19 protein-coding genes, 1 tRNA gene and 1 riboswitch are annotated in these 20,521 nt (G+C 69.6%); of the genes, 12 read left to right on the top strand and 8 right to left on the bottom strand.

What is annotated here, in order from left to right; all coding sequences use genetic code 11:
* Nucleotides 1–183: 183 nt before the first annotated feature.
* Nucleotides 184–1,470: a PTS transporter subunit EIIC gene (locus ACIBUY_RS10995; protein ID WP_399152403.1), complete on the bottom strand. Its 1,287-nt coding sequence runs from the start codon at nt 1,468–1,470 to the stop codon at nt 184–186.
* A gap of 198 nt (nt 1,471–1,668) precedes the next feature.
* Between ACIBUY_RS10995 and ACIBUY_RS10990 the strand changes: the two genes are divergently transcribed.
* The gene (locus ACIBUY_RS10990; protein ID WP_100593980.1) at nt 1,669–1,902 is read left to right on the top strand and encodes a glucose PTS transporter subunit EIIB; all 234 of its coding nucleotides are present in this window, start codon (nt 1,669–1,671) and stop codon (nt 1,900–1,902) included.
* Nucleotides 1,903–1,987: 85 nt separating this feature from the next.
* Here ACIBUY_RS10990 and ACIBUY_RS10985 read toward each other — a convergent pair whose 3' ends face one another.
* The gene (locus tag ACIBUY_RS10985; RefSeq protein ID WP_365579970.1) at nt 1,988–3,715 is read right to left on the bottom strand and encodes a SpoIIE family protein phosphatase; all 1,728 of its coding nucleotides are present in this window, start codon (nt 3,713–3,715) and stop codon (nt 1,988–1,990) included.
* A 180-nt stretch (nt 3,716–3,895) separates the two neighbouring features.
* Between ACIBUY_RS10985 and rph the strand changes: the two genes are divergently transcribed.
* From rph to rdgB, 3 genes are all read left to right on the top strand, one after another.
* The gene (gene rph, locus ACIBUY_RS10980) at nt 3,896–4,639 is read left to right on the top strand and encodes a ribonuclease PH (RefSeq protein ID WP_365579972.1); all 744 of its coding nucleotides are present in this window, start codon (nt 3,896–3,898) and stop codon (nt 4,637–4,639) included.
* Between the two features lie 128 nt (nt 4,640–4,767).
* Nucleotides 4,768–5,169 carry a hypothetical protein gene (locus tag ACIBUY_RS10975; RefSeq protein WP_365579975.1) on the top strand — a complete coding sequence of 134 codons (402 nt, stop codon included), beginning with the start codon at nt 4,768–4,770 and terminating at the stop codon, nt 5,167–5,169.
* A 48-nt stretch (nt 5,170–5,217) separates the two neighbouring features.
* Nucleotides 5,218–5,823, top strand: a complete 606-nt coding sequence (gene rdgB / locus ACIBUY_RS10970) for an RdgB/HAM1 family non-canonical purine NTP pyrophosphatase (protein ID WP_365579978.1) — start codon at nt 5,218–5,220, stop codon at nt 5,821–5,823.
* 44 nt (nt 5,824–5,867) lie between these two features.
* On the opposite strand, the gene ACIBUY_RS10965 is transcribed toward rdgB, so the two are convergent.
* The 4 genes from ACIBUY_RS10965 to bcp all read right to left on the bottom strand — a co-directional run bounded on the left by ACIBUY_RS10965 (nt 5,868) and on the right by bcp (nt 9,753).
* Nucleotides 5,868–5,950 (bottom strand) — tRNA-Leu (locus ACIBUY_RS10965).
* A gap of 41 nt (nt 5,951–5,991) precedes the next feature.
* On the bottom strand, nt 5,992–6,852 hold the full coding sequence (locus tag ACIBUY_RS10960; protein WP_399152402.1) for an HNH endonuclease: 861 nt from the start codon (nt 6,850–6,852) through the stop codon (nt 5,992–5,994).
* A gap of 759 nt (nt 6,853–7,611) precedes the next feature.
* A complete protein-coding gene (gene proP / locus ACIBUY_RS10955) occupies nt 7,612–9,117 on the bottom strand; it encodes a glycine betaine/L-proline transporter ProP (protein WP_365579984.1) in 1,506 nt (501 codons plus the stop codon).
* Nucleotides 9,118–9,285: 168 nt separating this feature from the next.
* A complete protein-coding gene (gene bcp, locus ACIBUY_RS10950) occupies nt 9,286–9,753 on the bottom strand; it encodes a thioredoxin-dependent thiol peroxidase (protein WP_365579987.1) in 468 nt (155 codons plus the stop codon).
* A gap of 161 nt (nt 9,754–9,914) precedes the next feature.
* Here bcp and ACIBUY_RS10945 point away from each other — a divergent pair, with 161 nt between their 5' ends.
* From ACIBUY_RS10945 to sugE, 3 genes are all read left to right on the top strand, one after another.
* A complete protein-coding gene (locus ACIBUY_RS10945; protein ID WP_365579990.1) occupies nt 9,915–10,262 on the top strand; it encodes a DUF3618 domain-containing protein in 348 nt (115 codons plus the stop codon).
* 86 nt (nt 10,263–10,348) lie between these two features.
* Complete coding sequence (locus tag ACIBUY_RS10940; protein WP_399152532.1) at nt 10,349–10,651, top strand: GroES family chaperonin; 303 nt, start codon at nt 10,349–10,351, stop codon at nt 10,649–10,651.
* A 74-nt stretch (nt 10,652–10,725) separates the two neighbouring features.
* A riboswitch (guanidine-III (ykkC-III) riboswitch) is annotated at nt 10,726–10,805 on the top strand.
* Between the two features lie 32 nt (nt 10,806–10,837).
* The gene (gene sugE / locus ACIBUY_RS10935) at nt 10,838–11,158 is read left to right on the top strand and encodes a quaternary ammonium compound efflux SMR transporter SugE (protein ID WP_365579996.1); all 321 of its coding nucleotides are present in this window, start codon (nt 10,838–10,840) and stop codon (nt 11,156–11,158) included.
* On the opposite strand, the gene ACIBUY_RS10930 is transcribed toward sugE, so the two are convergent.
* A complete protein-coding gene (locus ACIBUY_RS10930; protein WP_399152401.1) occupies nt 11,103–13,478 on the bottom strand; it encodes a transglycosylase domain-containing protein in 2,376 nt (791 codons plus the stop codon). The two genes, sugE and ACIBUY_RS10930, sit on opposite strands and share 56 nt — an antisense overlap.
* A gap of 153 nt (nt 13,479–13,631) precedes the next feature.
* Here ACIBUY_RS10930 and ACIBUY_RS10925 point away from each other — a divergent pair, with 153 nt between their 5' ends.
* Genes ACIBUY_RS10925 through ACIBUY_RS10910 form a run of 4 tightly spaced genes read left to right on the top strand, consistent with a single transcriptional unit; the run spans nt 13,632 to nt 17,203 of the window.
* The gene (locus ACIBUY_RS10925; RefSeq protein ID WP_399152531.1) at nt 13,632–14,435 is read left to right on the top strand and encodes an ABC transporter permease; all 804 of its coding nucleotides are present in this window, start codon (nt 13,632–13,634) and stop codon (nt 14,433–14,435) included.
* A gap of 40 nt (nt 14,436–14,475) precedes the next feature.
* Nucleotides 14,476–15,252, top strand: a complete 777-nt coding sequence (locus ACIBUY_RS10920; RefSeq protein ID WP_365580009.1) for an ABC transporter permease — start codon at nt 14,476–14,478, stop codon at nt 15,250–15,252.
* A gap of 6 nt (nt 15,253–15,258) precedes the next feature.
* Nucleotides 15,259–16,314: an ATP-binding cassette domain-containing protein gene (locus ACIBUY_RS10915; protein WP_399152400.1), complete on the top strand. Its 1,056-nt coding sequence runs from the start codon at nt 15,259–15,261 to the stop codon at nt 16,312–16,314.
* Between the two features lie 19 nt (nt 16,315–16,333).
* Nucleotides 16,334–17,203 carry a DUF1707 domain-containing protein gene (locus ACIBUY_RS10910; RefSeq protein WP_399152399.1) on the top strand — a complete coding sequence of 290 codons (870 nt, stop codon included), beginning with the start codon at nt 16,334–16,336 and terminating at the stop codon, nt 17,201–17,203.
* A 194-nt stretch (nt 17,204–17,397) separates the two neighbouring features.
* Here the strand turns inward: ACIBUY_RS10910 and ACIBUY_RS10905 are convergent, their stop codons facing one another.
* Entirely contained in the window at nt 17,398–18,723 is a 1,326-nt protein-coding gene (locus ACIBUY_RS10905; protein ID WP_399152398.1) for an SGNH/GDSL hydrolase family protein, read from the bottom strand.
* 235 nt (nt 18,724–18,958) lie between these two features.
* Here ACIBUY_RS10905 and ACIBUY_RS10900 point away from each other — a divergent pair, with 235 nt between their 5' ends.
* Nucleotides 18,959–20,305 (top strand): DUF445 domain-containing protein, encoded by a 1,347-nt coding sequence (locus tag ACIBUY_RS10900; RefSeq protein ID WP_399152397.1) that lies wholly within the window; start codon nt 18,959–18,961, stop codon nt 20,303–20,305.
* The last annotated feature ends 216 nt before the right edge of the window (nt 20,306–20,521 follow it).

Genomic DNA, 20,521 nt, shown 5'->3' with positions numbered 1-20,521 from the left:
AGCAGCCAGATGGTCTACACCACTCAGTGGTGTAGACCTGTTGTAGCACGGTGAAGGCGAGATAAGGAACCCACAATTCCTGTGGGCTGGAACATATGCGTCCGCTCCGGCTCATACGTGACGAAGGGCCCCCGGACCATAGGTCCGGGGGCCCTTCGCGAGGGGTGAAGCGGGGCGGCAGGCTTACGCCTTGGTGATGTCCTCGACCTCTTCCTCGGGCTCGCGGCCCGGAGTCTTGAGGTCGAACTTGGTGATCGCGAACCGGAAGATCGCGTAGTAGACGACCGCGAAGCACAGGCCGATCGGGATGATCATCCATGGCTTGGTGGCCAGGCCCCAGTTGATGACGTAGTCGATCAGGCCCGCCGAGAAGCTGAAGCCGTCCTTGACGCCCAGGCCCCAGGTCACCGCCATCGAGACACCGGTCAGCACCGCGTGCACCGCGTACAGCGCGGGCGCGATGAAGACGAAGGAGTACTCGATCGGCTCGGTGATGCCGGTGACGAACGAGGTCAGCGCCAGCGACAGCATCATGCCGCCGACCGCCTTGCGCCGCTCCGGGCGAGCACAGTGGACCATCGCGAGGCACGCCGCGGGCAGCGCGAACATCATGATCGGGAAGAAGCCGGTCTGGTAGATACCGGCGCTCGGGTCCCCGCTCAGGAACATGTTGATGTCACCGTGCACGACCGTGCCGTCCGGCTTGGTGAACGAACCGAACTGGAACCACAGCGGCACGTTCAGGAACTGGTGCAGACCGATCACCAACAGCGAACGGTTGGCGACACCGAAGATGCCCGAGCCCAACGCGCCAAGACCCTCGAGCCAGTTGGAGAAGCTCTCCAGGGCGTCACCGATCGGCGGCCAGATCCACAGGCACAGCACGGCGAAGAGGATGCCGATGAACGCCATGATGATCGGGACCAGACGGCGGCCGTTGAAGAAGCCGAGCCAGGAGACCAGCTTCGTGCGGTGGTAGCGGACCCAGAAGAACGAGGCCAGCAGACCCATGATGATGCCGCCGAAGACGCCCGGGTTCTGGTACCCGAACGCCGTCACGGTGCCGTCCGCGGCCTGGCACCCCGTCGCCACCGCCTTCGCGCCACTCGCACAGTCCACCGGGAACTGGTGCAGCACGCCCCGGTAGACGAGGAACCCGGCCACCGCGGCGAGCGCCGTCGAACCGTCCGCCTTCTTGGCCATGCCGATCGCGACACCGATGCAGAACAGCAACGGCAGACCCAGGTCGGCGTCGAGCAGGGCGCCGCCCGCGCCCGAGAAGACCTTGGCCACATTGGTCCAGCCGAGGCCGTCGGAGCCGAAGACGTCCGGCTGGCCGAGCCGGTTGACGATACCGGCCGCAGGCAGCACCGCGATGGGCAGCTGCAGGCTGCGCCCCATCTTCTGGAGCCCCTGGAAGAAGTTGCTCCAGGGGCTCGGCCGGGGTGCGGCGGCAGCGTTCGCGCTCATGGACGTCCTCCCGGAACAAGCCACGTTTGGCGGGCGTTAGATACTCTGACTAGTGGTGTAGACCAGTCGCGGGACGGGTCGGTCCACGTGCTCGTCATCTTTCGTCACGGGTGGCACTACCGCTCGTGAAGATGGGCCAACCGTGGGTTACCGTGACAAAGCGGCCCATCGCGGGCCGGAGAAAACAGGGAGAACGAAATGGCCACGAAGGCTGAGAAGATCGTCGCCGGGCTCGGCGGGCTCGACAACATCGAAGAGGTCGAGGGCTGCATCACCCGACTTCGCACCGAGGTCATCGACCCGTCCAAGGTCGACGAGGCCGCGCTGAAGGCCGCCGGCGCCCACGGCGTCGTCAAGATGGGCACCGCGATCCAGGTCGTCATCGGTACCGACGCGGACCCCATCGCCGCCGACATCGAAGACATGATGTGACCCACCGCCACCACTGAGCGGGCCACACGCGAACGGCCGCCCCCCTGTCACCAGGGCCGGGCGGCCGTTCTCGCGTACGTACGGGCTACCGCACCCGCAACGCCAGGATCGCCACGTCGTCCGGGTTCGCCCCCTCGTCCAGGCACTCCTCGATCAGGTACGAGCACAGCTCACCCACCTCCGCGGGCGCCGACAACGCCGCCTGCCGCAACCGCTCCAGGCCCTCGCCCAACTCCTCCCCGCGCCGCTCCACGAGCCCGTCCGTGTACAACACGAGCAGCGCGCCCTCCGGCAGCTCCACCTCGCCCGGCTCGGCATGCCACTCGTCGATCACCCCCATCGGCACGCCCTGCCCGGCCCGGACGAACGACGCACCCGAGTGGTCCACCAGCAGCGGCGGACAGTGTCCCGCAGAGGCCACCGTCGCCTGCCGCCGACCCGGATCCACCGTCATGTAGAGCACCGTCGCCAGGTCCGTCAGGGCCATGTCGCCGGTCAGCGCGTTCAGATCCGTCAGCACCGCCACCGGGTCCTCGCCCTCCACCAGCGCGTAACTGCGCAGCGCCGTCCGCATCTGCCCCATCGCCGTCGCCGCCCGCAACCCCTTGCCCATCACGTCCCCGAGAGCCAGCGCCACCTTGCCCTGCGGCAGCGCCAGCACGTCGTACCAGTCACCACCCGCCTGCATCCCCTGCGCCCCCGGCAGGCTCACCGCCGCGATCTGCACCCCCGGAATGTCCGGCAACTCCTGTGCCAGCATGGACTGTTGGAGCGTGCTCGCGATCCGCCGCTCACGCTCGTACAGCCGGTTGTTCTCCACCACCTGACCTGCGAACCGGCAATAGGTGGAGGCCAGTTGACGCTGCCGCGACGTAGGACGGCCCGGCTTCTCGAACGCCCAGGCCACAGCGCCGAGTTTGCGGCCCTGCGCACTGCGCAGCGCAAGGACGTACACACTGCGGAACCCCGCCACCTCGCCCAGCTCGCGCAACGGCCCCGCCGCGGCCGGATCGGTCATCACGTCCTCGTACAGCAGCCAGCCGCCCGCCAGCACGGCCGCCTCCACCAGGTCCTCCTTGTCCCCGACGGTGGCGATCAACTCCTGTGCATCCGCCAGGGAGTTCGCGATCCCGAACGTCGCCCGCGTCTCCATGGTCCGCAGCTCCTCGTTGTAGAGCCGCGCCGCACCCATGTCCGCCTGCAGCAGCCGGGCACCCTCCGACAGCACCCGCTGCAGCGTCTCGTCGACGCTGCCCTGATCGGTCAGCCGCTCGGTCAGACCGTGCACCCAGGTGATGTCCTCCAACTGCTGCGCCAGACGGTGGTTCGCCTCGTCCAGGGCGTCGGCCGCACGCTGCTGGTGCGAGATGTCATGGATGTACGCGACCGCCACCGGATCCGGGCCGTGATCGCAGTCCAGGGGGGTCGCCGTGATGTCGAGGCGCAGCGGATCCGCGCCCGGCACCTCGTACTGCACCTCGGCCCGCGCCGGGCGCCGCAGGTGCAGCGCGATCCCGAGCGGGGACTGCGCGAACGGCAGCGGCTCACCGTTGCGGTCGAGAAGCTCCCGCGAAGCCGCGACCAGCCCGCCGGGATCCATCGGCACAGGGGTCCGGAACATCTCGTCCAGCCGGTGGTTCGCGTACACCGCGGTCCCACCCGCCAGCGCCGACGCGATGAGGACGCCGTGCGGAGAGCCCTCCAGGACGGTGGCCGACGACACCGTGGTCCGGCCGGAGACCGGCGGATCGGGATCGGCGTCCAGGCGGGACTCGGTGGACTTCGGGCTGACGGAGTGGTCACGAACGGACACGGGGGAGGCCTTTCAGGGCGAATGCGTGCAGGTCATGGACGCCCCCCACTTACAGACTTCAACCCTAAAATCTTAACCGTTGCTTATGTGTCCAACTCAGGACCAACGTCGCCCGCCCCGACGCGTTCGGCGCCCCACCGCGGGACCTTCGACCCCACCCGCGCCCGATAGGCTCGGCCCATGTCTCGCATCGACGGCCGCACCCCCGAACAGCTCCGCCCGGTCACCATCGAACGCGGCTGGAGCAAGCACGCAGAAGGCTCCGTCCTCGTCTCCTTCGGTGACACCAAGGTCTTCTGCACCGCCTCCTTCACCGAAGGCGTCCCGCGCTGGCGCAAGGGCAGCGGCGAAGGCTGGGTGACCGGCGAGTACTCGATGCTGCCGCGCGCCACGAACACCCGCGGCGACCGTGAATCCGTCCGCGGCAAGATCGGCGGCCGCACCCACGAGATCTCCCGCCTCATCGGCCGCTCGCTGCGCGCCGTCGTCGACACCAAGGCCCTCGGCGAGAACACCATCGTCCTCGACTGCGACGTCCTGCAGGCCGACGGCGGCACCCGCACCGCCGCCATCACCGGCGCCTACGTCGCCCTCGCCGACGCCGTCGCCTGGGCCCAGGGCAAGAAGATCATCAAGGCCGGCCGCCAGCCCCTCGTCTCCACCGTCTCCGCCGTCTCCGTCGGCATCGTCGGCGGTGTCCCGCTCCTCGACCTCTGTTACGAGGAGGACGTGCGGGCCGACACCGACATGAACGTCGTCTGCACCGGCGACGGCCGCTTCGTCGAGGTCCAGGGCACCGCCGAGGCCGAGCCCTTCGCCCGCGACGAGCTCAACTCCCTTCTGGACCTTGCCGTTTCGGGCTGCGACGAACTGGCCGCCGCGCAGCGCAAGGCACTCGAGGAGACCCTCGGCGCCCGCGGATAATCGCTTGCACAGGTAAAGAACTCCCCAAGTAGGGTGGCAACCGCAGAGCCACCGACTGCGTCACTACGGACAGGTGCACGGCACACAACGGCCGTGCACCTGTCCGTACTTCAGGGGAGGACCGTTCCATGCCCGCGCGCCGCCGATCACGCCACCGTCGTCTCGCCGTACTCGCCGCAGCCACCGCACTGATCGCGGTACCGGCCGCCGTCGGCTGCTCGGCCGTCGACAAGGCCCTCGACTGCGTCCAGACCGCCGACGCCATCGCCGACAGCGTCACCGACCTCCAGCAGGCCGTGGAGAACGCGGCGAACGACCCGGCCAAGGCCGACGAGGCGCTCGCCTCCATCGACAAGAACCTCGACAAGATCGGCGACAAGACCGACAACGCCGACGTCTCCAAGGCGGTCGACGACCTCAACAAGGCCGTGGGGAACGTGCGTACCGCCATCAACGACGGGGACAAGACCCCCGACGTCACCCCGGTCACGGACGCCGCAGGCGAACTGACCAAGGTCTGCACGCCGTAGAGCGCTGCCGCAGAACGCCGCCGCAGCGCTGCTCGTAGGCTGGAGGGCATGACCCGCCTCATCCTCGCCACCCGCAACAACGGCAAGATCGTCGAACTCCGCTCCATCCTCGCCGACGCCGGCCTGCCCCACGAGCTGGTCGGCGCCGACGCGTACCCGGAGATTCCCGACGTCCGCGAAACCGGCGTCACGTTCGCCGAGAACGCCCTGCTCAAGGCCCACGCCCTCGCCAAGGCCACCGGCCTGCCCGCCGTCGCCGACGACTCCGGCCTCTGCGTCGACGTCCTCGGCGGCGCGCCCGGCATCTTCTCCGCGCGCTGGGCGGGCAAGCACGGCGACGACGCGGCGAACCTGAACCTCCTCCTGGCCCAGCTCGGCGACGTCGACGACGACGTCCACCGCGGGGCGCATTTTGCGTGTGCGGCAGCTCTTGCGTTGCCCGACGGCACGGAGCGCGTGGTCGAGGGCCAGCTGCGGGGCGTCCTGCGGCACGCCCCGGCCGGCTCGGGCGGCTTCGGCTACGACCCGATCCTTCAGGTGGAGGGGGACACGCGGACGTGCGCGGAGCTGACCTCTGCCGAGAAGAACGCGATCTCCCATCGGGGGAAGGCGTTTCGGGCGCTGGTGCCGGTGGTGCGGGAGTTGTTGGGCTGAGGCGAGACGCAGAGGGGCCGTCCACACGGGCGGCCCCTTTTATGTGCGGTCGGAGGGATTCGAACCCTCACGGGATTTCTCCCATCGGAACCTAAATCCGACATGTCTGCCATTCCATCACGACCGCGACAAAACGAACATTGCGCCTTCCTGGCGCGTTCCGTCTCGTCAGTGTACGGCGGGGCTGTTCGTGCCGGGAGCGCCCCTACGGCTGCGGCACCAAGTTCTCGTCAGCGCGTGGCAGTTCGGGCACAGGTAGCGCAGGTTCTCGCGACGGTTGTCCAGGCGATCGCCGTGGATGTGATCGACTTCCAGAACCATTCGCTTCCCTTCCCAGAGCTCGCCCACGCCGCATGTGACGCACACGCGCGGCACCCCGATCTCGTCGAGTGCCCGTCGCAGCAGAGCCGTGCTGGTGCGCGAGGCCCCGGCGGGGCGGCGTACAAGGATTTCCCGGGCCGCCTTTCGTGCGGGCGAGGGTACTCCCGCGCAGTGCCCCTGTCCGGTGAAGTGTTCCGTCGAGAGGCCGTACTCGTCGATGCTGCGCCGCGCTTTTGTCCGGGCTGTCTGATGGAACGGTGGCAGTCCCAGGCGGCGCATGAGTTCGGCCAGGCTGTGCGATGCTGCCACGGCCTGTGTGAACTCCTCCTCAGGGAAGACTCCGCTGCCGTCGACGCCTCGGGGTGGCGCGAAGTGGCTGGTGTCGATACCGAACAGCTTCAGCCTCCGCTTCACGTGCTCGTACGGGCCGTCCTCCGGAGGGATCCCCATATGCAGGAACATTTCGCGGATGCTGATGGAGCGGGCTGCCGCCTCTTCCAGGGCTTCCCTGGAGTACGACCGCTTCGGGCGTTCCGGCAACGGCTCGTCCTGGAAGTGGGAGGTGTCGATGCCGTAATGAGCGAGCCGTTTGCGCAGGTAGCGGAGGGGTTTGCTGCCCATGGGGGCACCGATCCGGCGCATCAGGTCGACCAGGCTGTCGGAGGCCGCAGCGTTCTCCGCCAGAAGGGCGCGCGGGTACTTGCTCATGCGGACCTCCGCTTCCGGCCTCGGTAAGTGTCCGTTGCCGCATGGCAGTTGGCGCACAAGAGGCGCAGGTTTTTCGGGCGGTTGTCCCACCAGTCGCCGTTGATGTGGTCCGCCTCCAGTGGAATCGGGCTCCCTTGCCAGGTCGTGCGGCTGCACTCGGCGCATTGCCGAGGAACGCCAAGCCGGAGCAGCTCCCGGCGAATGCGCGTGCCGCGCACTCGGCCGTCGTCCGGAGACCTCAGTCTCAGTGGGTCTCCGAGCGAGCCCTTTGGGCGGCGCTTCGATGGCGTGAAGTGCGAGGTGTCGATCCCGAGCGCCGTGATCCGGCGGCTGATGTGCGCCTGGTTGCCGCCTACGTTGTTGATCCCCAAGCGGCGTACCACGTCGTTGATGCTCTGGGACTGTGACACAGCCTCGCGCAAGATCTCCTCCGTGTGCCGAACCCGCAGCTCTCGGAAGTGCGATGTGTCGATCCCCGCTTCGCTCATCTTCCGGCGCAGATACCGGCGACTCCCGACTGTCGGCTCACCCCCACACCACCGAACCGCCTCATCCCAGTTCCGCGCGTTCCGAGCCGCCTCCTCCAGCAGCTCCCGCGTATACCGCTGCCCCGCCATGCGAACCCTCCCTCGGTCCTCGGCCACCCGTTCGTGACCTCGTACGGGCTAACGAACCGAAAATCGGACCGTCACGCACGAAATGCGGAACGGCCCGATCCGGGGCGGGAGTTGAGCGAGGTCAAAGGTCGGGCGCCACAGGTCAGAACCTCGGAGCCGGAGCCTGGGCCTCCACCATTTCCGCGGCCTCCTCCGGTGTCTCCACCGACGGCGGCGACCCGGCTAGCGGCTTCTGGGCCGTTTCCTTCATGCACGCCACCGCGATCACGCCGATCAGGGCCGCGGCCATCGCGTAGTACGCGGGCATCATGTCCGTCCCGGTCCACGAGATCAGCGCCGTGATCACCAGCGGCGTCGTGCCGCCGAAGATCGACGCGGAGAGGTTGTAGCCGACGGAGAGGGAGCCGTAGCGGACCTGGGTCGGGAAGATCGCCGGGAGGGCCGCCGACATCGTGCCGAGCATGCAGACCAGGGAGAGGCCCAGCAGCAGCATGCCGAGGGAGACCGCCCACAGGGCGCCGTTCTTGACCAGGAGGAAGGCGGGGATCGAGAGGAAGAAGAAGCCGAGCATGCCCGCCATGAGCAGGGGCTTGCGGCCGAAGCGGTCGGAGAGCCGGCCGACCTGGCTGATGACGAGCATCAGGACGATCATCGTCGCGATGAGGATGAGGAGGCCGTGGGACTCCTTGTAGCCCATCTCGTCCGACAGGTACGTCGGCATGTAGGACAGGAGCATGTAGTCCGTGATGTTGTACGCGCCCACGAGGCAGATGCAGAGGATGAGCGACGGCCAGTAGTCGCGGAAGATCTTCGCCAGGTCGCCCTTGGCCGTCGTCTCGACGGCGGACGCCGCGTCGGTGGCCTTGTGGGACGACTCGTCCTCCAGCTTCTGGAAGGCCGGGGTCTCGTCCAGGCGCAGTCGCAGATAGAGGCCGACGAGGCCGATCGGACCCGCGACCAGGAACGGGATGCGCCAGCCCCAGGACTCCATCCCGTCGCTGCCCAGCGTGGACGTCAGGATCACGACGAGGCCGGCGGCACCGACGTAACCGGCGAGCGTGCCGAACTCCAGGAAGCTGCCGAAGTAGCCGCGGCGCTTGTCGGGCGCGTACTCGGCGATGAACGTCGAGGCCCCGCCGTATTCGCCGCCCGTGGAGAAGCCCTGGACCAGCCGGAAGAGGATGAGCAGGACCGGGGCCCAGAAGCCGATCGAGGCGTACGACGGGATCAGGCCGATCGCGAACGTGCCGATCGCCATCAGGATCATCGTCATCGCCAGGACCTTCTTGCGGCCGATCTTGTCACCCATCGGGCCGAAGACCATGCCGCCGATGGGCCGCACGAGGAAGGACACGGCGAAGGTCGCGAAGGACGAGATCAGCTGGACCGTGTCGTTCCCGGACGGGAAGAAGACGTGGCCGATCGTCACCGCGAGGTAGGAGTAGATGCCGAAGTCGAACCACTCCATGGCATTGCCGAGCGAGGCCGCCTTGACCGCGCGCTTCACCGCCGCGTCGTCGGTGACGGTGATGTCGGTGCGGCGCAGGGGCGGATTCTTGCGCCGTCTGACGGCGCGGAACAGTGCCCGGTGACGCTTGACCGCCTCCGGGTCGGGCGGCAGCTGCCCTTCCTCGGTGTCGGTGGACATGGCGGTGGATCCCTTCTCTGGACTCGAAACGCTTCCGAAGGGATCACTTGCTCGGTCGTGGCGTATGCAAACGAAAGTCCCCTCGAGAGGGGACTTTCCTCACAGCGCGGGTACCCGGGAGGGTCGGGTGCCGGTCAGATGCCGGTCAGATACCGGTCAGGTGCCGGATCAGATGCCGAGGTCCTTGATGATCTTCGCTACGTGGCCGGTGGCCTTCACGTTGTAGAGGGCGCGCTCGACCTTGCCGTCCTCGTCCACGACGATCGTGGAGCGGATGACACCGGTGACGACCTTCCCGTACAGCTTCTTCTCGCCGAAGGCGCCGTACGCCTCGAGGACCTTCTTGTCCGGGTCGCCGACCAGCGTGACCTTCAGGTTCTCCTTCTCGCGGAACTTGGCGAGCTTCTCCGGCTTGTCGGGGGAGACGCCGATGACGTCGTAGCCGGCGCTCGCGAGGACGTCGAGGTTGTCGGTGAAGTCGCAGGCCTGCTTGGTGCAGCCCGGGGTGAGCGCGGCGGGGTAGAAGTAGACGATCGTCTTGCGGCCCTTGTGGTCGGCGAGGGAGACCTCGTTGCCGTCGGCGTCGGGCAGGGTGAAGGCGGGGGCGGTGTCGCCGGGCTGCAGTCGCTCGCTCATGTCGCTCGCATCTCCTTGCGGGTGGGGTGACTCCGGTCGAGGGTAATAGGGGTGCCGTGGGGTGCGGGCGGTGGTGAGCTGACAGACTGTCCATCACCCCTCACGTAGTGGGCGTACGCAGTGGACGTACGCAGTGAACCGTCGATCATGGAGGCAGCGCGGTGTCGGACACGTCCAGCACGTCGGATACGCCGGATACGCGGACGCCGGCGCAGATCGAGGCGGACATCAAGCGCCGCCGCGAGACCCTGGCCGAGACGCTCGACGAGCTCGGGGTGCGGGTGCACCCGAAGACGATCGTCGGGGACGCGAAGGCCAGATTCGTCTCGAACGTGGACCACACGCTGGGGCGCGCGTACGTCGGGGCCAATCGGTTCGTCTCCGACGTCAAGGGCCAACTGGTGTCCGAGGAGGGCGCGCCGCGGCTCGAGCGGATCGTGCCGGTCGCGCTCGTCGTGGTCGGTGTCGTCGGGCTGCTCGCCGTGGGCTCGCGTCGTCGCAAGCGCTGACCCGGGAGCGTACGGGGAGCCGGAGGGCAGGTAGGTTCGTCGCCGTGAGCCAGAAGACCCATCACCACGACAAGTTGCCCATCCGCATGCTGCACGACCGTGTGCTCGTGCGGCAGGACACCGCGGAGGGCGAGCGCCGCAGCGGCGGCGGGATCCTGATCCCCGCGACCGCCGCGGTCGGCAAGCGCCTGGCCTGGGCCGAGGTCGTCGCGGTCGGGGCGAACGTGCGGGGCGTGGAGCCCGGTGACCGGGTGCTGTACGACCCGGAGGACCGCGCCGAGGTCGAGGTGCGGGGCGTGGCCTACGTGCTGATGCGCGAGCGGGACCTGCACGCGGTCGCCGCGGACCGCTTCGAGGGGTCCGAGGACTCGACGGGCCTGTATCTGTAGCTCGTACCTGTAGCGCTCGTCGTCCCGTACGAAGGGGCTGGTGACCGGTGTCACCAGCCCCTTTATCTTTTCTTTGCTACCTTTGAGGGACCCCGACGAGACGCGCCGTACCGGGACAGCAGTGCTCTTCACTGCGAGGCAAAGACGACGCACCCCTGTTGAGAACCACTGACGGAGGTGCCAGTCATGGCCTGGATTCTGATCGTGATCGCCGGACTTCTCGAGGTCGCCTGGTCGATCGGCATGAAGTACACCGAGGGTTTTACGCGGCTGTGGCCCAGCCTGTTCACGGGCGCGGGGATCGTCGCGAGCATGCTGCTGCTGTCCTACGCCGCCAAGTCGCTGCCCATCGGTACGGCGTACGGCGTGTGGGTGGGGATCGGAGCCGCGGGTGCGGCCATCGTCGGCATGCTGGCGCTCGGTGAGCCGGCGACGGCCGCGCGGGTGTTCTTCATCGCCCTGCTGCTGGTGGCGATCGTCGGGCTGAAGGCGACGTCAGGCCATTGAGCGGGCCGCCTCCGGTGAGGGCGCCGTCCGTCTGGCCCTGGTCGGTGCCCGCGTCCGTGCCGCCGGTGTCGGCGCCGCCGTCGGTCGTCGTGCCGCCGTCCGTCTGTCCTTCCGTCTGACCCTGGTCCTGTCCCTGGTCCTGGCCCTCGGCCGTGCCGCCCGTGTCGGTGCCTCCCGTGTCCGTGCCGCCGTCGGTCGTCGTGCCGCCGGTGTCGGTGCCGGGGTCCTCCGGAGTGGCTGAGGCCGTCTCCGTGGGGGACGTGGTGGGGAGGGTCAACTCCTCGGAGCCCGGCTCCAGTTCGAGGTCGAAGTCGGCGGCGGGCCGTCCGGTCAGGGCCGTCTTCGTGAACTGGGCCCAGATCTGGGCCGGGAACCCGCCGCCGTTGATGCGCGGCAGGCCCGCGACGCCGTACAGCGAGGTGTGGGCGCCGGTGTCCGGGTCCTGGCCCATCACCGAGACGACGGTCGCCAGGTCCGGGGTGTAGCCCGCGAACCAGGCCGCCTGGTCCTCCTCCGCGGTGCCGGTCTTGCCGGCGGCGGGGCGGCCCGCCGCCTGGGCGGCGGTGCCGGTGCCGCCCTCGACGACGGACTGCAGGATCGAGGTGGTGGTGTCGGCGGCCTCGCGGCTGACGGACTGGCCGGTCTCCTGCTCGGGCAGGTCGACGTCCTCGCCGTCCTTGCTGATGGAGGCGAGGAGGGTGTACGTGCCGTGCTTGCCGTGGTTGGCGAGCGTCGCGTACGCCTCGGTCATGTCGAGGACGCTCGCGGTGGCCGGGCCGAGCGCGATGGACGGGGACGCGGTGAGGTCGGGGGTGGTCGACGGGAGGCCCAGGTCGATGGCCGTCCGCTTCACCTTGTCGGAGCCGACGTCGACGGCCATCTGCGCGTACACCGAGTTGACGGACTTGTCGGTGGCGGTGCGCACGGTGATGTTGCCGTAGGAGACGCCGTCCTCGTTCTCGGGGGCGTAAGTGCCGCCGTCCCAGCCCTGTACGGGGCGCTTGTTGGTGCCGTCGTAGACGGTGTTCGGGGTGATGACGCGGCCGTCCTGCGTCGTCGAGCCGTTCTCGACGGCGCTCGTGAACACGAACGGCTTGAAGGTGGAGCCGACTTGGTAGTCGCGGCGGGTGGCGTTGTTGACGTACTGCTTCGTGTAGTCGATGCCGCCGTACATGGCGAGGACCTTGCCGGTGGCGGGGTCGATGGCGGCGCCGCCCGCGCGGACGTGTCTGTCGGCGTCGCGGGACTCCTTGTCGATCTTCGACATCAGCTGGTCGTCGACCGCGTCCACGAAGGCGTCCTGCTTCGCCTTCTGCAGGGTCGTGGTGATGCGGTAGCCGCCGGTGGCGAGCGTGTCCTCGTCGATGATCCTGTTGCTGGTGATGAAGTCCTTGACCGCCTGGACGAGGTAGCCGCGCTGGCCCGACATCCCGGCAGGGCCCTTCGCCTCGACCGGCACCGGGAACGTCATCGCGGCGCGGTCGGCGGCGGAGAGCCACTTCTCCTTGACCATGCCGTCCAGGACGTAGTTCCAGCGGGCCACGGCCTTCGCCTTGTTCTCCGGGTGCGCGATCACGTCGTACGCGCTCGGGGCGTTCAACAGGGCGGCCAGATAAGCGCCCTGAGCGGTCGTCAGGTCCCCGACGTCGACGCCGTAGTACGCCTGGGCGGCGGCCTGGATGCCGTACGCGTTGCGGCCGAAGTAGCTGGTGTTGAGATAGCCCTCGAGGATGTCGTCCTTGGACTCCTCGCGGTCGAGTTTGATGGAGATGAAGAACTCCTTCACCTTCCGCGAGACCGTCTGTTCCTGGCCGAGGTAGTAGTTCTTCACGTACTGCTGCGTGATCGTCGAACCGGACTGCTTGCCCTTGCCGGTGACCGTGTTCCAGGCCGCGCGCAGCATCGCCTTCGGGTCGATCGCGGACTCGGTGTAGAAGTCGCGGTCCTCCGCGGCGAGCACCGTGTGCTGCACGGTCTTGGGGATCTGGGCGAGCTTGACGTTCTCCCGGTTGACCTCGCCGTCGCGGGCGATCTGGGTGCCGTCCGCGTAGAGATAGACGTTGGACTGCGCCGTCGCCGCCGAGTTGGCGGGCGGGATGTTCACGAGGAAGTAGCCGAGCGCGAACAGGCCGACGCACAGCAGGACGAAGCCGATGAACGCGCCGAGCAGCATCCGCCAGGTCGGGAACAGGCGCCGCCAGCCCTTGCGCTTGGGGCGCTTGGCCTTCTTCCCCTGCCGCTGCGCGGACTGCGGTCGCTCGCCCCACTCGGGTGACGGCTGCCCGGGCCCGGGTTCCGGCTTCGGCTCGTCGCTGCTCATGTCCTGTGGAACTCCTGGTTCGCGTCGTACGTCACGTACGCCTCGTATGGCACATAAGCCTGCTACATCACCGTGAAAATGAGTGGCAGGCATCGCCCGGGATGGCTATGCTCCTGCGCTTCGGCGTACCGCAGGGGGTGTGGCGTGGGAGCAGTGCGGCTGTACGCGGCCGTCGCCGCCGGGGCCTTCCGGCGCTACGCCACCTATCGCGGGGCCACTTTCGCGGGCGTCTTCACCAACACCGTCTTCGGCCTGATCATCGCCTGTACGTACATCGCGCTCTGGGACGAGCGGCCCCACCTCGGCGGCTACGACCAGGCGCAGGCGCTCACCTTCGTCTGGGTGGGGCAGGCCATGTTCTCCGTGATGATGCTCGGCGTGCCCTCCGGTTTCGAGGCGGAGCTCGCCGACCGGATCCGCAGCGGGGACGTCGCCGTCGACCTGTACCGGCCCGCCGACCTGCAGTGCTGGTGGCTGGCGCAGGATGTCGGCCGGGCCTGCTTCCAGCTGCTCGCGCGCGGTGTCGTGCCGATGGCGATCGGCGCGCTCGTCTTCCAACTGGCCCTGCCGTCCGACCCGTTGAGATGGGCGGCCTTCCTGGTCTCCGTCCTGCTCGGCATGGTCGTCAGCTTCGCGCTGCGCTATCTCGTGGCGATGTCCGCGTTCTGGCTCCTGGACGCGAGCGGCGTCGCGCAGATGTACGGGATCACGGCCACGTTCTTCTGCGGGATGCTGCTGCCGCTGAACGTCTTCCCCGGCGCGATCGGTGACGTGGCCCGCGCCCTGCCCTGGTCGGCGCTGCTGCAGGTGCCCGCGGACGTCCTGATGGGCACGTACGGCGGCCGCGGGGTGCTGGGCAGCTGTCTCTTCCAGGCCGCGTGGGCCGCCGCGATCCTCGGCGTGGGGCGGCTGCTGCAGGCGACGGCGACGCGGCGGGTGGTGGCTCAAGGTGGGTGACCGGTTGGGCCAAGTCCGGGACGGGGCACGGGCGTTCCGCATGGTCAGCGGGATGTGGATCCGCTCCTCGATGAGCTACCGCGCGTCCTTCGTGATGACGAGCTTCGGCAACTTCGCCCTGACGGCGCTGGAGTTCGTCGGCATCCTGCTGATGTTCTCGCAGGTCGACCGGCTCGGCGGCTACGGCCTCGCCGAGGTCGCCTTCCTGTACGGGACCTCGGGCGCCGCCTTCGGCCTGGCCGATCTGTTCGCCGGGTCGCTCGGGCGGCTCGGGACGCGGGTGCGGGACGGCACCCTGGACGCCTTCCTGGTGCGGCCCGCGCCGGTGCTGGCGCAGGTCGCGGCGGACCGGTTCGCGCTGCGCAGGCTGGGCCGGGTGACGCAGGGGGTCGCGGTCCTCGTCTGGGCCCTGTGCGCGCTGGACGTGGCGTGGACGCCGGTGAAGGTGCTGCTCGTGCCGGTGCTCCTGGTGAGCGGCGCCGGGATCTTCTCCGCGGTGTTCCTGGCGGGCGCGGCCTTCCAGATCGTGGCGCAGGACGCGGCGGAGGTGCAGAACGCGGCGACGTTCGGCGGCACCGCGATGCTGTCCTACCCGCCGACCGTCTTCGGCGACAACCTGCTGCGCGGCGTCACCTTCGTCCTCCCGCTGGCCTTCGTGAACTGGCTGCCCGCGCTCTACATCCTCGGCCGCCCCTACCCGCTGGACCTGCCGCGGTGGATCGCGTTCGCGCCGCCGCTGGTGGCCGCCGCGTGCCTGGGCGCGGCGGGGCTCGCGTGGCGGGCGGCCCTTCGGTCGTATCGAAGTACGGGGAGTTGAGGCCTCATGGGTGAGGGTGACGCGTTCATCAAGCCGGTCACGGAGCCGGTCACGGAGCCGGTCACGGAGCCGTCCATCGAGCCGTTCATCGAAGTGGAGGGCGTCGAGAAGGTCTTCGACGTCCGGCGCAGGGCGGGCTTCCTGCGGCGTGAGCGGCGCGAGGTGCGGGCCGTGGACTCGCTGACGTTCTCGGTGCCGCGCGGCGAGATGGTCGGCTACATCGGGCCGAACGGGGCCGGGAAGTCGACGACGATCAAGATGCTGACCGGCATCCTGACGCCGAGCGCGGGACGCCTCCGGGTGGCCGGCATCGACCCCTCGCGCGAACGCCGCCGCCTCGCGCACCGGATTGGCGTGGTCTTCGGGCAGCGCACGACGCTCTGGTGGGACCTGCCGCTCATCGACTCGTACCGGCTGATGCGGCGCATGTACCGGATCCCGGACGCGCGCTACGCGGAGAACCTCGCCCGCTGCGTCGAACTCCTCGAACTGGACGCCCTGTTGGAGGTCCCCGTCCGTCAGCTCTCGCTCGGGCAGCGGATGCGCGGCGACATCGCCGCGGCCCTCCTGCACGACCCCGAGGTGCTGTACCTGGACGAGCCGACGATCGGCCTCGACGTCGTCTCGAAGGTCAAGGTCCGGGGATTCCTGCGGGACTTGAACCGCGACCGGGGCACGACGGTCCTGCTGACGACGCACGACCTGACCGACATCGAGCAGCTGTGCCGCCGCGTGATGGTCATCGACCACGGGCGCCTGATGTACGACGGCGAGCTGGAGGGGCTGCACCGGGCGGGCGGCGGCACCCTCGCCGAGCGGACGCTCGTCGTGGACCTGGAGCGTGAACTGCCGCCGCTGGACCTGGAGTTCGCCGAGTTCGCGCGCGTGGTGAAGGTGGAGGGGGCGCGGCAGTGGCTGGCGTTCCCGGCGGGGCAGTCGGCGGCACCGCTCGTCGCGGCGATCGCCGAACACTGCCCGCTGGTCGACCTGTCCGTCCGGGAGCCCGACATCGAGGCCGTGATCGCAAGGATGTACGCCAGGGGCACTTCCGTGGCGCCCTGACGCCCGTAGGCTTGGCCGTATGACGGACGAATCCCGCCCAGACCCCGCTGCCGCGCCCGAGTTGCGGGCCTCCGACGCCGATCGCGAGAAGGTCGCGGAGCAACTGCGCGATGCGGTCGCCGAGGGGCGGCTCGACATGGAGGAGTTCGACGAGCGCCTCGAGGCGACGTACAAGGCGCGCACCTATGGGGAGTTGGAGCCGCTGGTCCGTGATCTGCCGGGGACGTCGGCGCCCACGCCGGTGAGTTTCGTGAAGGCGCCGGTGGCGGACGGTGAGGTCGACTGGCCGGCGCGGATCGGCGGGGAGGCGACGTCGAGCTTCGCGTTCGCGTTCTGGGGCGGCTTCAACCGCAAGGGGCGCTGGACGGTGGGGGAGCGGTTCACCGCGTTCGCGATGTGGGGCGGCGGCGAGATCGACCTGCGCGAGGCGAACTTCGCGACGCGGGACGTGGAGATCCGTTGCTACACGATCATGGGCGGAATCCAGGTGAAGGTGCCGCCGGAACTCGACGTCACCGTACGGGGGTTCGGGATCATGGGCGGGATCGACGACCGGGCGACGGGCTCCGGCACGTCCGGGTCGCCCCGGGTGATCGTGCGCGGGTTCGCCCTGATGGGCGGGATCGGCGTCGACCGGAAGCTGCCGCGGTCCGAGCGGCTGCGCCTCAAGGAGGAGCGGCGGCGCGCGAGGCTGGAGGACCTGGAGGGCGGGGCGGCCAGGCGCGGTGAGTTGGAGGGGCGGCGCGGTCACCACCACCGGTTGCACGAGGACCGGATGGAGCGGCACCGCGAGCGCCTGGAAGAGCATCTGGAGGACCACCTGGACCGGCGCGAGGAGCGGCGCGAGGAACGCAGGGAGCGGCGCGACAGGCGCCGTCACTGGGACTAGGGCGTGTCTTCAAACTCCCGTCTGCCTCACGACGTCTGGCACGCACTCTCGCCGCACCGGGCGTAAGGCCAAGTACATCCAGTACGAGGCCTTGCACCCGGCACGCCGAGAGCACGCACCAGACGCCGCGCGGCCGCCCTGCGGGCGACGACGGGAGTTTGAAGACACGCCCTAGGGCCTGGTGGTCGCCCGCGTCAGAGCTCCGCCCCGGCCGCCCCCTTCAGCGCGGCCACGTCGAACGCGTCCGCCATCGCCCGGTACCCCGCGTCGCTCGGGTGCAGATGGTCCCCGGAGTCGTACCGCGGCAGCAGCTTGCGCGGGTCGTACGGGTCGCGCAGTGCCTTGTCGAAGTCGACGTAGTCGTCGTAGACCTTGCCGCCGCGGATGAGCGCGTTCACGTCCTGCCGGACGCCTTCGAGCTGCCGCTGGTACCCGCGGTGCCCCCCGAAAGGCATGAGCGTCGCCCCGATGACGCGCAGGCCGCGCGCGTGCGCCTGCCGCACCAGGTCCCGCAGGCCGTCCGCGATCTTTTCGGGGTCGGTCTGCTGCGGGGTGCGCATGATGTCGTTGATGCCGAGGTCGATGACGACGGCCCGCACGCCGGCCCGGCCGAGCACGTCCCGGTCGAAGCGGGACAGGCCGCTCGGGTTGCCCGCCGGGCGGCCGAGGCCGTCGGACAGGATGCGGTTGCCGCTGATGCCGAGGTTCACGACGCCGTAGCGCGGGGCACCCGACTCGGTGCGCAGCCGGTCGGCCAGCACGTCGGGCCACCGCCGGTTCGCGCCGACGGTGGAGGTGACGCCATCGGTCAGCGAGTCGCCGATGATCGCGACGGTGCCCTGTGCCTCGTGGCTGAGCACGTCGAGCGAGGTCAGATAGCGCCAGTACGGGCTCTGCTCGGTGTACCGCGTGCCGTTCGGGTCCTCGACGCGGTCCCCGTTCGCCACGTACGACATCTGCCGCGCCTGCGGGTGGTACGTGACCGGGCCCGACGGCGTGGGCGCGTACGTGGTCACGAGCATGTCCGCGTCGGCGGGCACCTTCAGGCGCGCGGCGTCGCTGACGACCTGCTGCCCGGCGGGGATGACCACCGAGGTGTTTCCCGAGAACGTGAGGCGGCGCACCGTCCCGGCGAGCGCCGTCGCACTGCCCGGCGCCGCGGCGACCGCGACGGAGGCGTGCGTGAGCGTGAGGGGCTGCTGCCCGTACAGGTTGGAGAGGGTGATGCGGGCGCCGGTGCCGCCGACGCTGGTGTGCACGACGTTGCGTACGGAACGGCCGGCGAGCCCGTTCGTCTCGGTGCCCGGCTCGCCGCCCGCGGGCGCGGCGGACCAGCTGCCCGCCCAGGTGCCGGTGGAGGCGGGAGCGGCCGAGCCGTGCGGACGGGTGCCGCCACCGGCCCGTACGGAACCGTCGTCGTCGCGCAGGACGCCGGAGAAGCCGAGATAGATGGCGGACGAGATCACGACGGCGACGGCGACGAGCGCCGCCAGCCATGCATAACCGTGGCGCTTGGTCATGCGGGGTGCGTCTCCTCGAGCAAGGGGAGCGTGGGGCTCCGGTGTGATGGACTCATTGTGCGATACGGGTCCAGGGCGACCTGCGAGGGGGCCGACGCTGCCCCCCTCCGTCCGAGCCGCGTCCACTCGCTCAGACGCCGGGAACTTGTCGTTCGTTCCAGGAGTAGGTCAGGAAGGGACAATGTGTGAGGGGGACGACAGTGACGGTCGCAGGACGACGGACGTGGAGCGGGCGATGAGCACGACGGACGAACAGGGCGTACCGGGCGAACCGGATGCCGGGGACTCCCGGCAGTCTGCCCGCGCGGGCCGCCGCTTCACCGCCGAGTTCAGCCCTGCCGACGAGGAGAAGCGGCGCGGCGTGCGCCGGATGAAGCTCACGGCGACCGGCCTGCTCGTCTTCGTCGCGGTCGTCTACGTACTCGCCACCTGGGCCGAGCACTCCGGCGCGGGCGGCTGGGCGGGCTACGTCGCGGCCGCCGCGGAGGCCGGCATGGTCGGCGCGCTCGCGGACTGGTTCGCGGTCACGGCCCTGTTCCGCCACCCGCTGGGCATCCCCATCCCGCACACCGCGATCATCCCGAAGAAGAAGGACCAACTCGGCCTGTCCCTGGGCGAGTTCGTCGGCGAGAACTTCCTCTCCGGCGATGTCGTACGCGACCGTCTGCGCTCGGTCGGCATCGGCTCCCGGCTCGGCGCGTGGCTGGCGGAGCCCGAGCACGCGGACCGCGTCACGGCCGAACTCGCCACGGCGCTGCGGGGAGCCCTGACCGTCCTGCGCGACTCCGACGTCCAGGCGGTGGTCGGCGAGGCCATCACGCGCCGCGCCGACAACGCGGAGATCGCGCCCGGCATCGGCAAGATGCTGGAGAAGGTCGTCGCCGACGGCGGCCACAAGCGCGTCGTCGACCTGGTGTGCGCGCGGGCCCACGACTGGCTCGTCCTGCACTCGGACTCGGTCATGGACGCGGTGCAGGGCGGGGCGCCGGGCTGGACCCCCCGCTTCGTGGACAAGCGGGTCGGCGAGCGGGTCTACAAGGAACTCCTGCGCTTCGTCACGGAGATGCGCGACATGCCCGAGCACCCGGCCCGCGGCGCCGTCGACCGTTTCCTGCGTGACTTCGCGGGCGACCTCCAGTCCGACACGGACACCCGCGCGCGCGTGGAACGCCTCAAGTCCGAGGTCCTCGGCCGCTCCGAGGTGCAGGACCTGATCGCGTCCACGTGGTCCGCGGTCCGCTCGATGATCGTGGCGGCGGCGGAGGACGAGCGCAGCGAACTGCGCCTGCGCGTCAGGGCGTCACTGCTCTCGCTCGGCCGCAGGATGGCCACCGACCCCAAGGTGCAGGCCAAGGTCGACGGCTGGGTGGAGGGCGCCGCGGTCTATGTCGTCACGACGTACCGCAAGGAGATCACGTCCCTCATCACCGACACCGTCGCCGGCTGGGACGCGGAGCACACGTCCCGCAAGATCGAGGCGCACATCGGCCGCGACCTGCAGTTCATCCGGATCAACGGCACGGTGGTCGGTTCGCTCGCGGGCCTGCTGATCTACGCGGTGTCGCGGGGGTTCGGGGCCTAGGGCGTGTCTCTCAGATCCCTCCGTCCGCCCGGAGGGCGGGCCCTGCGGCGTCTGGTGCGTGCTCTCGGCTTGCCGGGGGCCGACCCTCGTACTGGATGTACTTGGGTCTGCGCCCGGTGAGGCGAGAGTGCGTGCCAGGCGTCGCGGGGCAGGAGGGATCTGAGAGACAGGCCCTAGCCCCCACCGGGTTGCGTTGCGCATCCTCGCAGGCCGCCG

The organism is Streptomyces sp. NPDC050085, assembly GCF_044460595.1.
In the GTDB taxonomy this organism is placed as follows: Bacteria; Actinomycetota; Actinomycetes; order Streptomycetales; family Streptomycetaceae; genus Streptomyces.
This window is presented reverse-complemented; position numbering and strand designations above follow the sequence as displayed.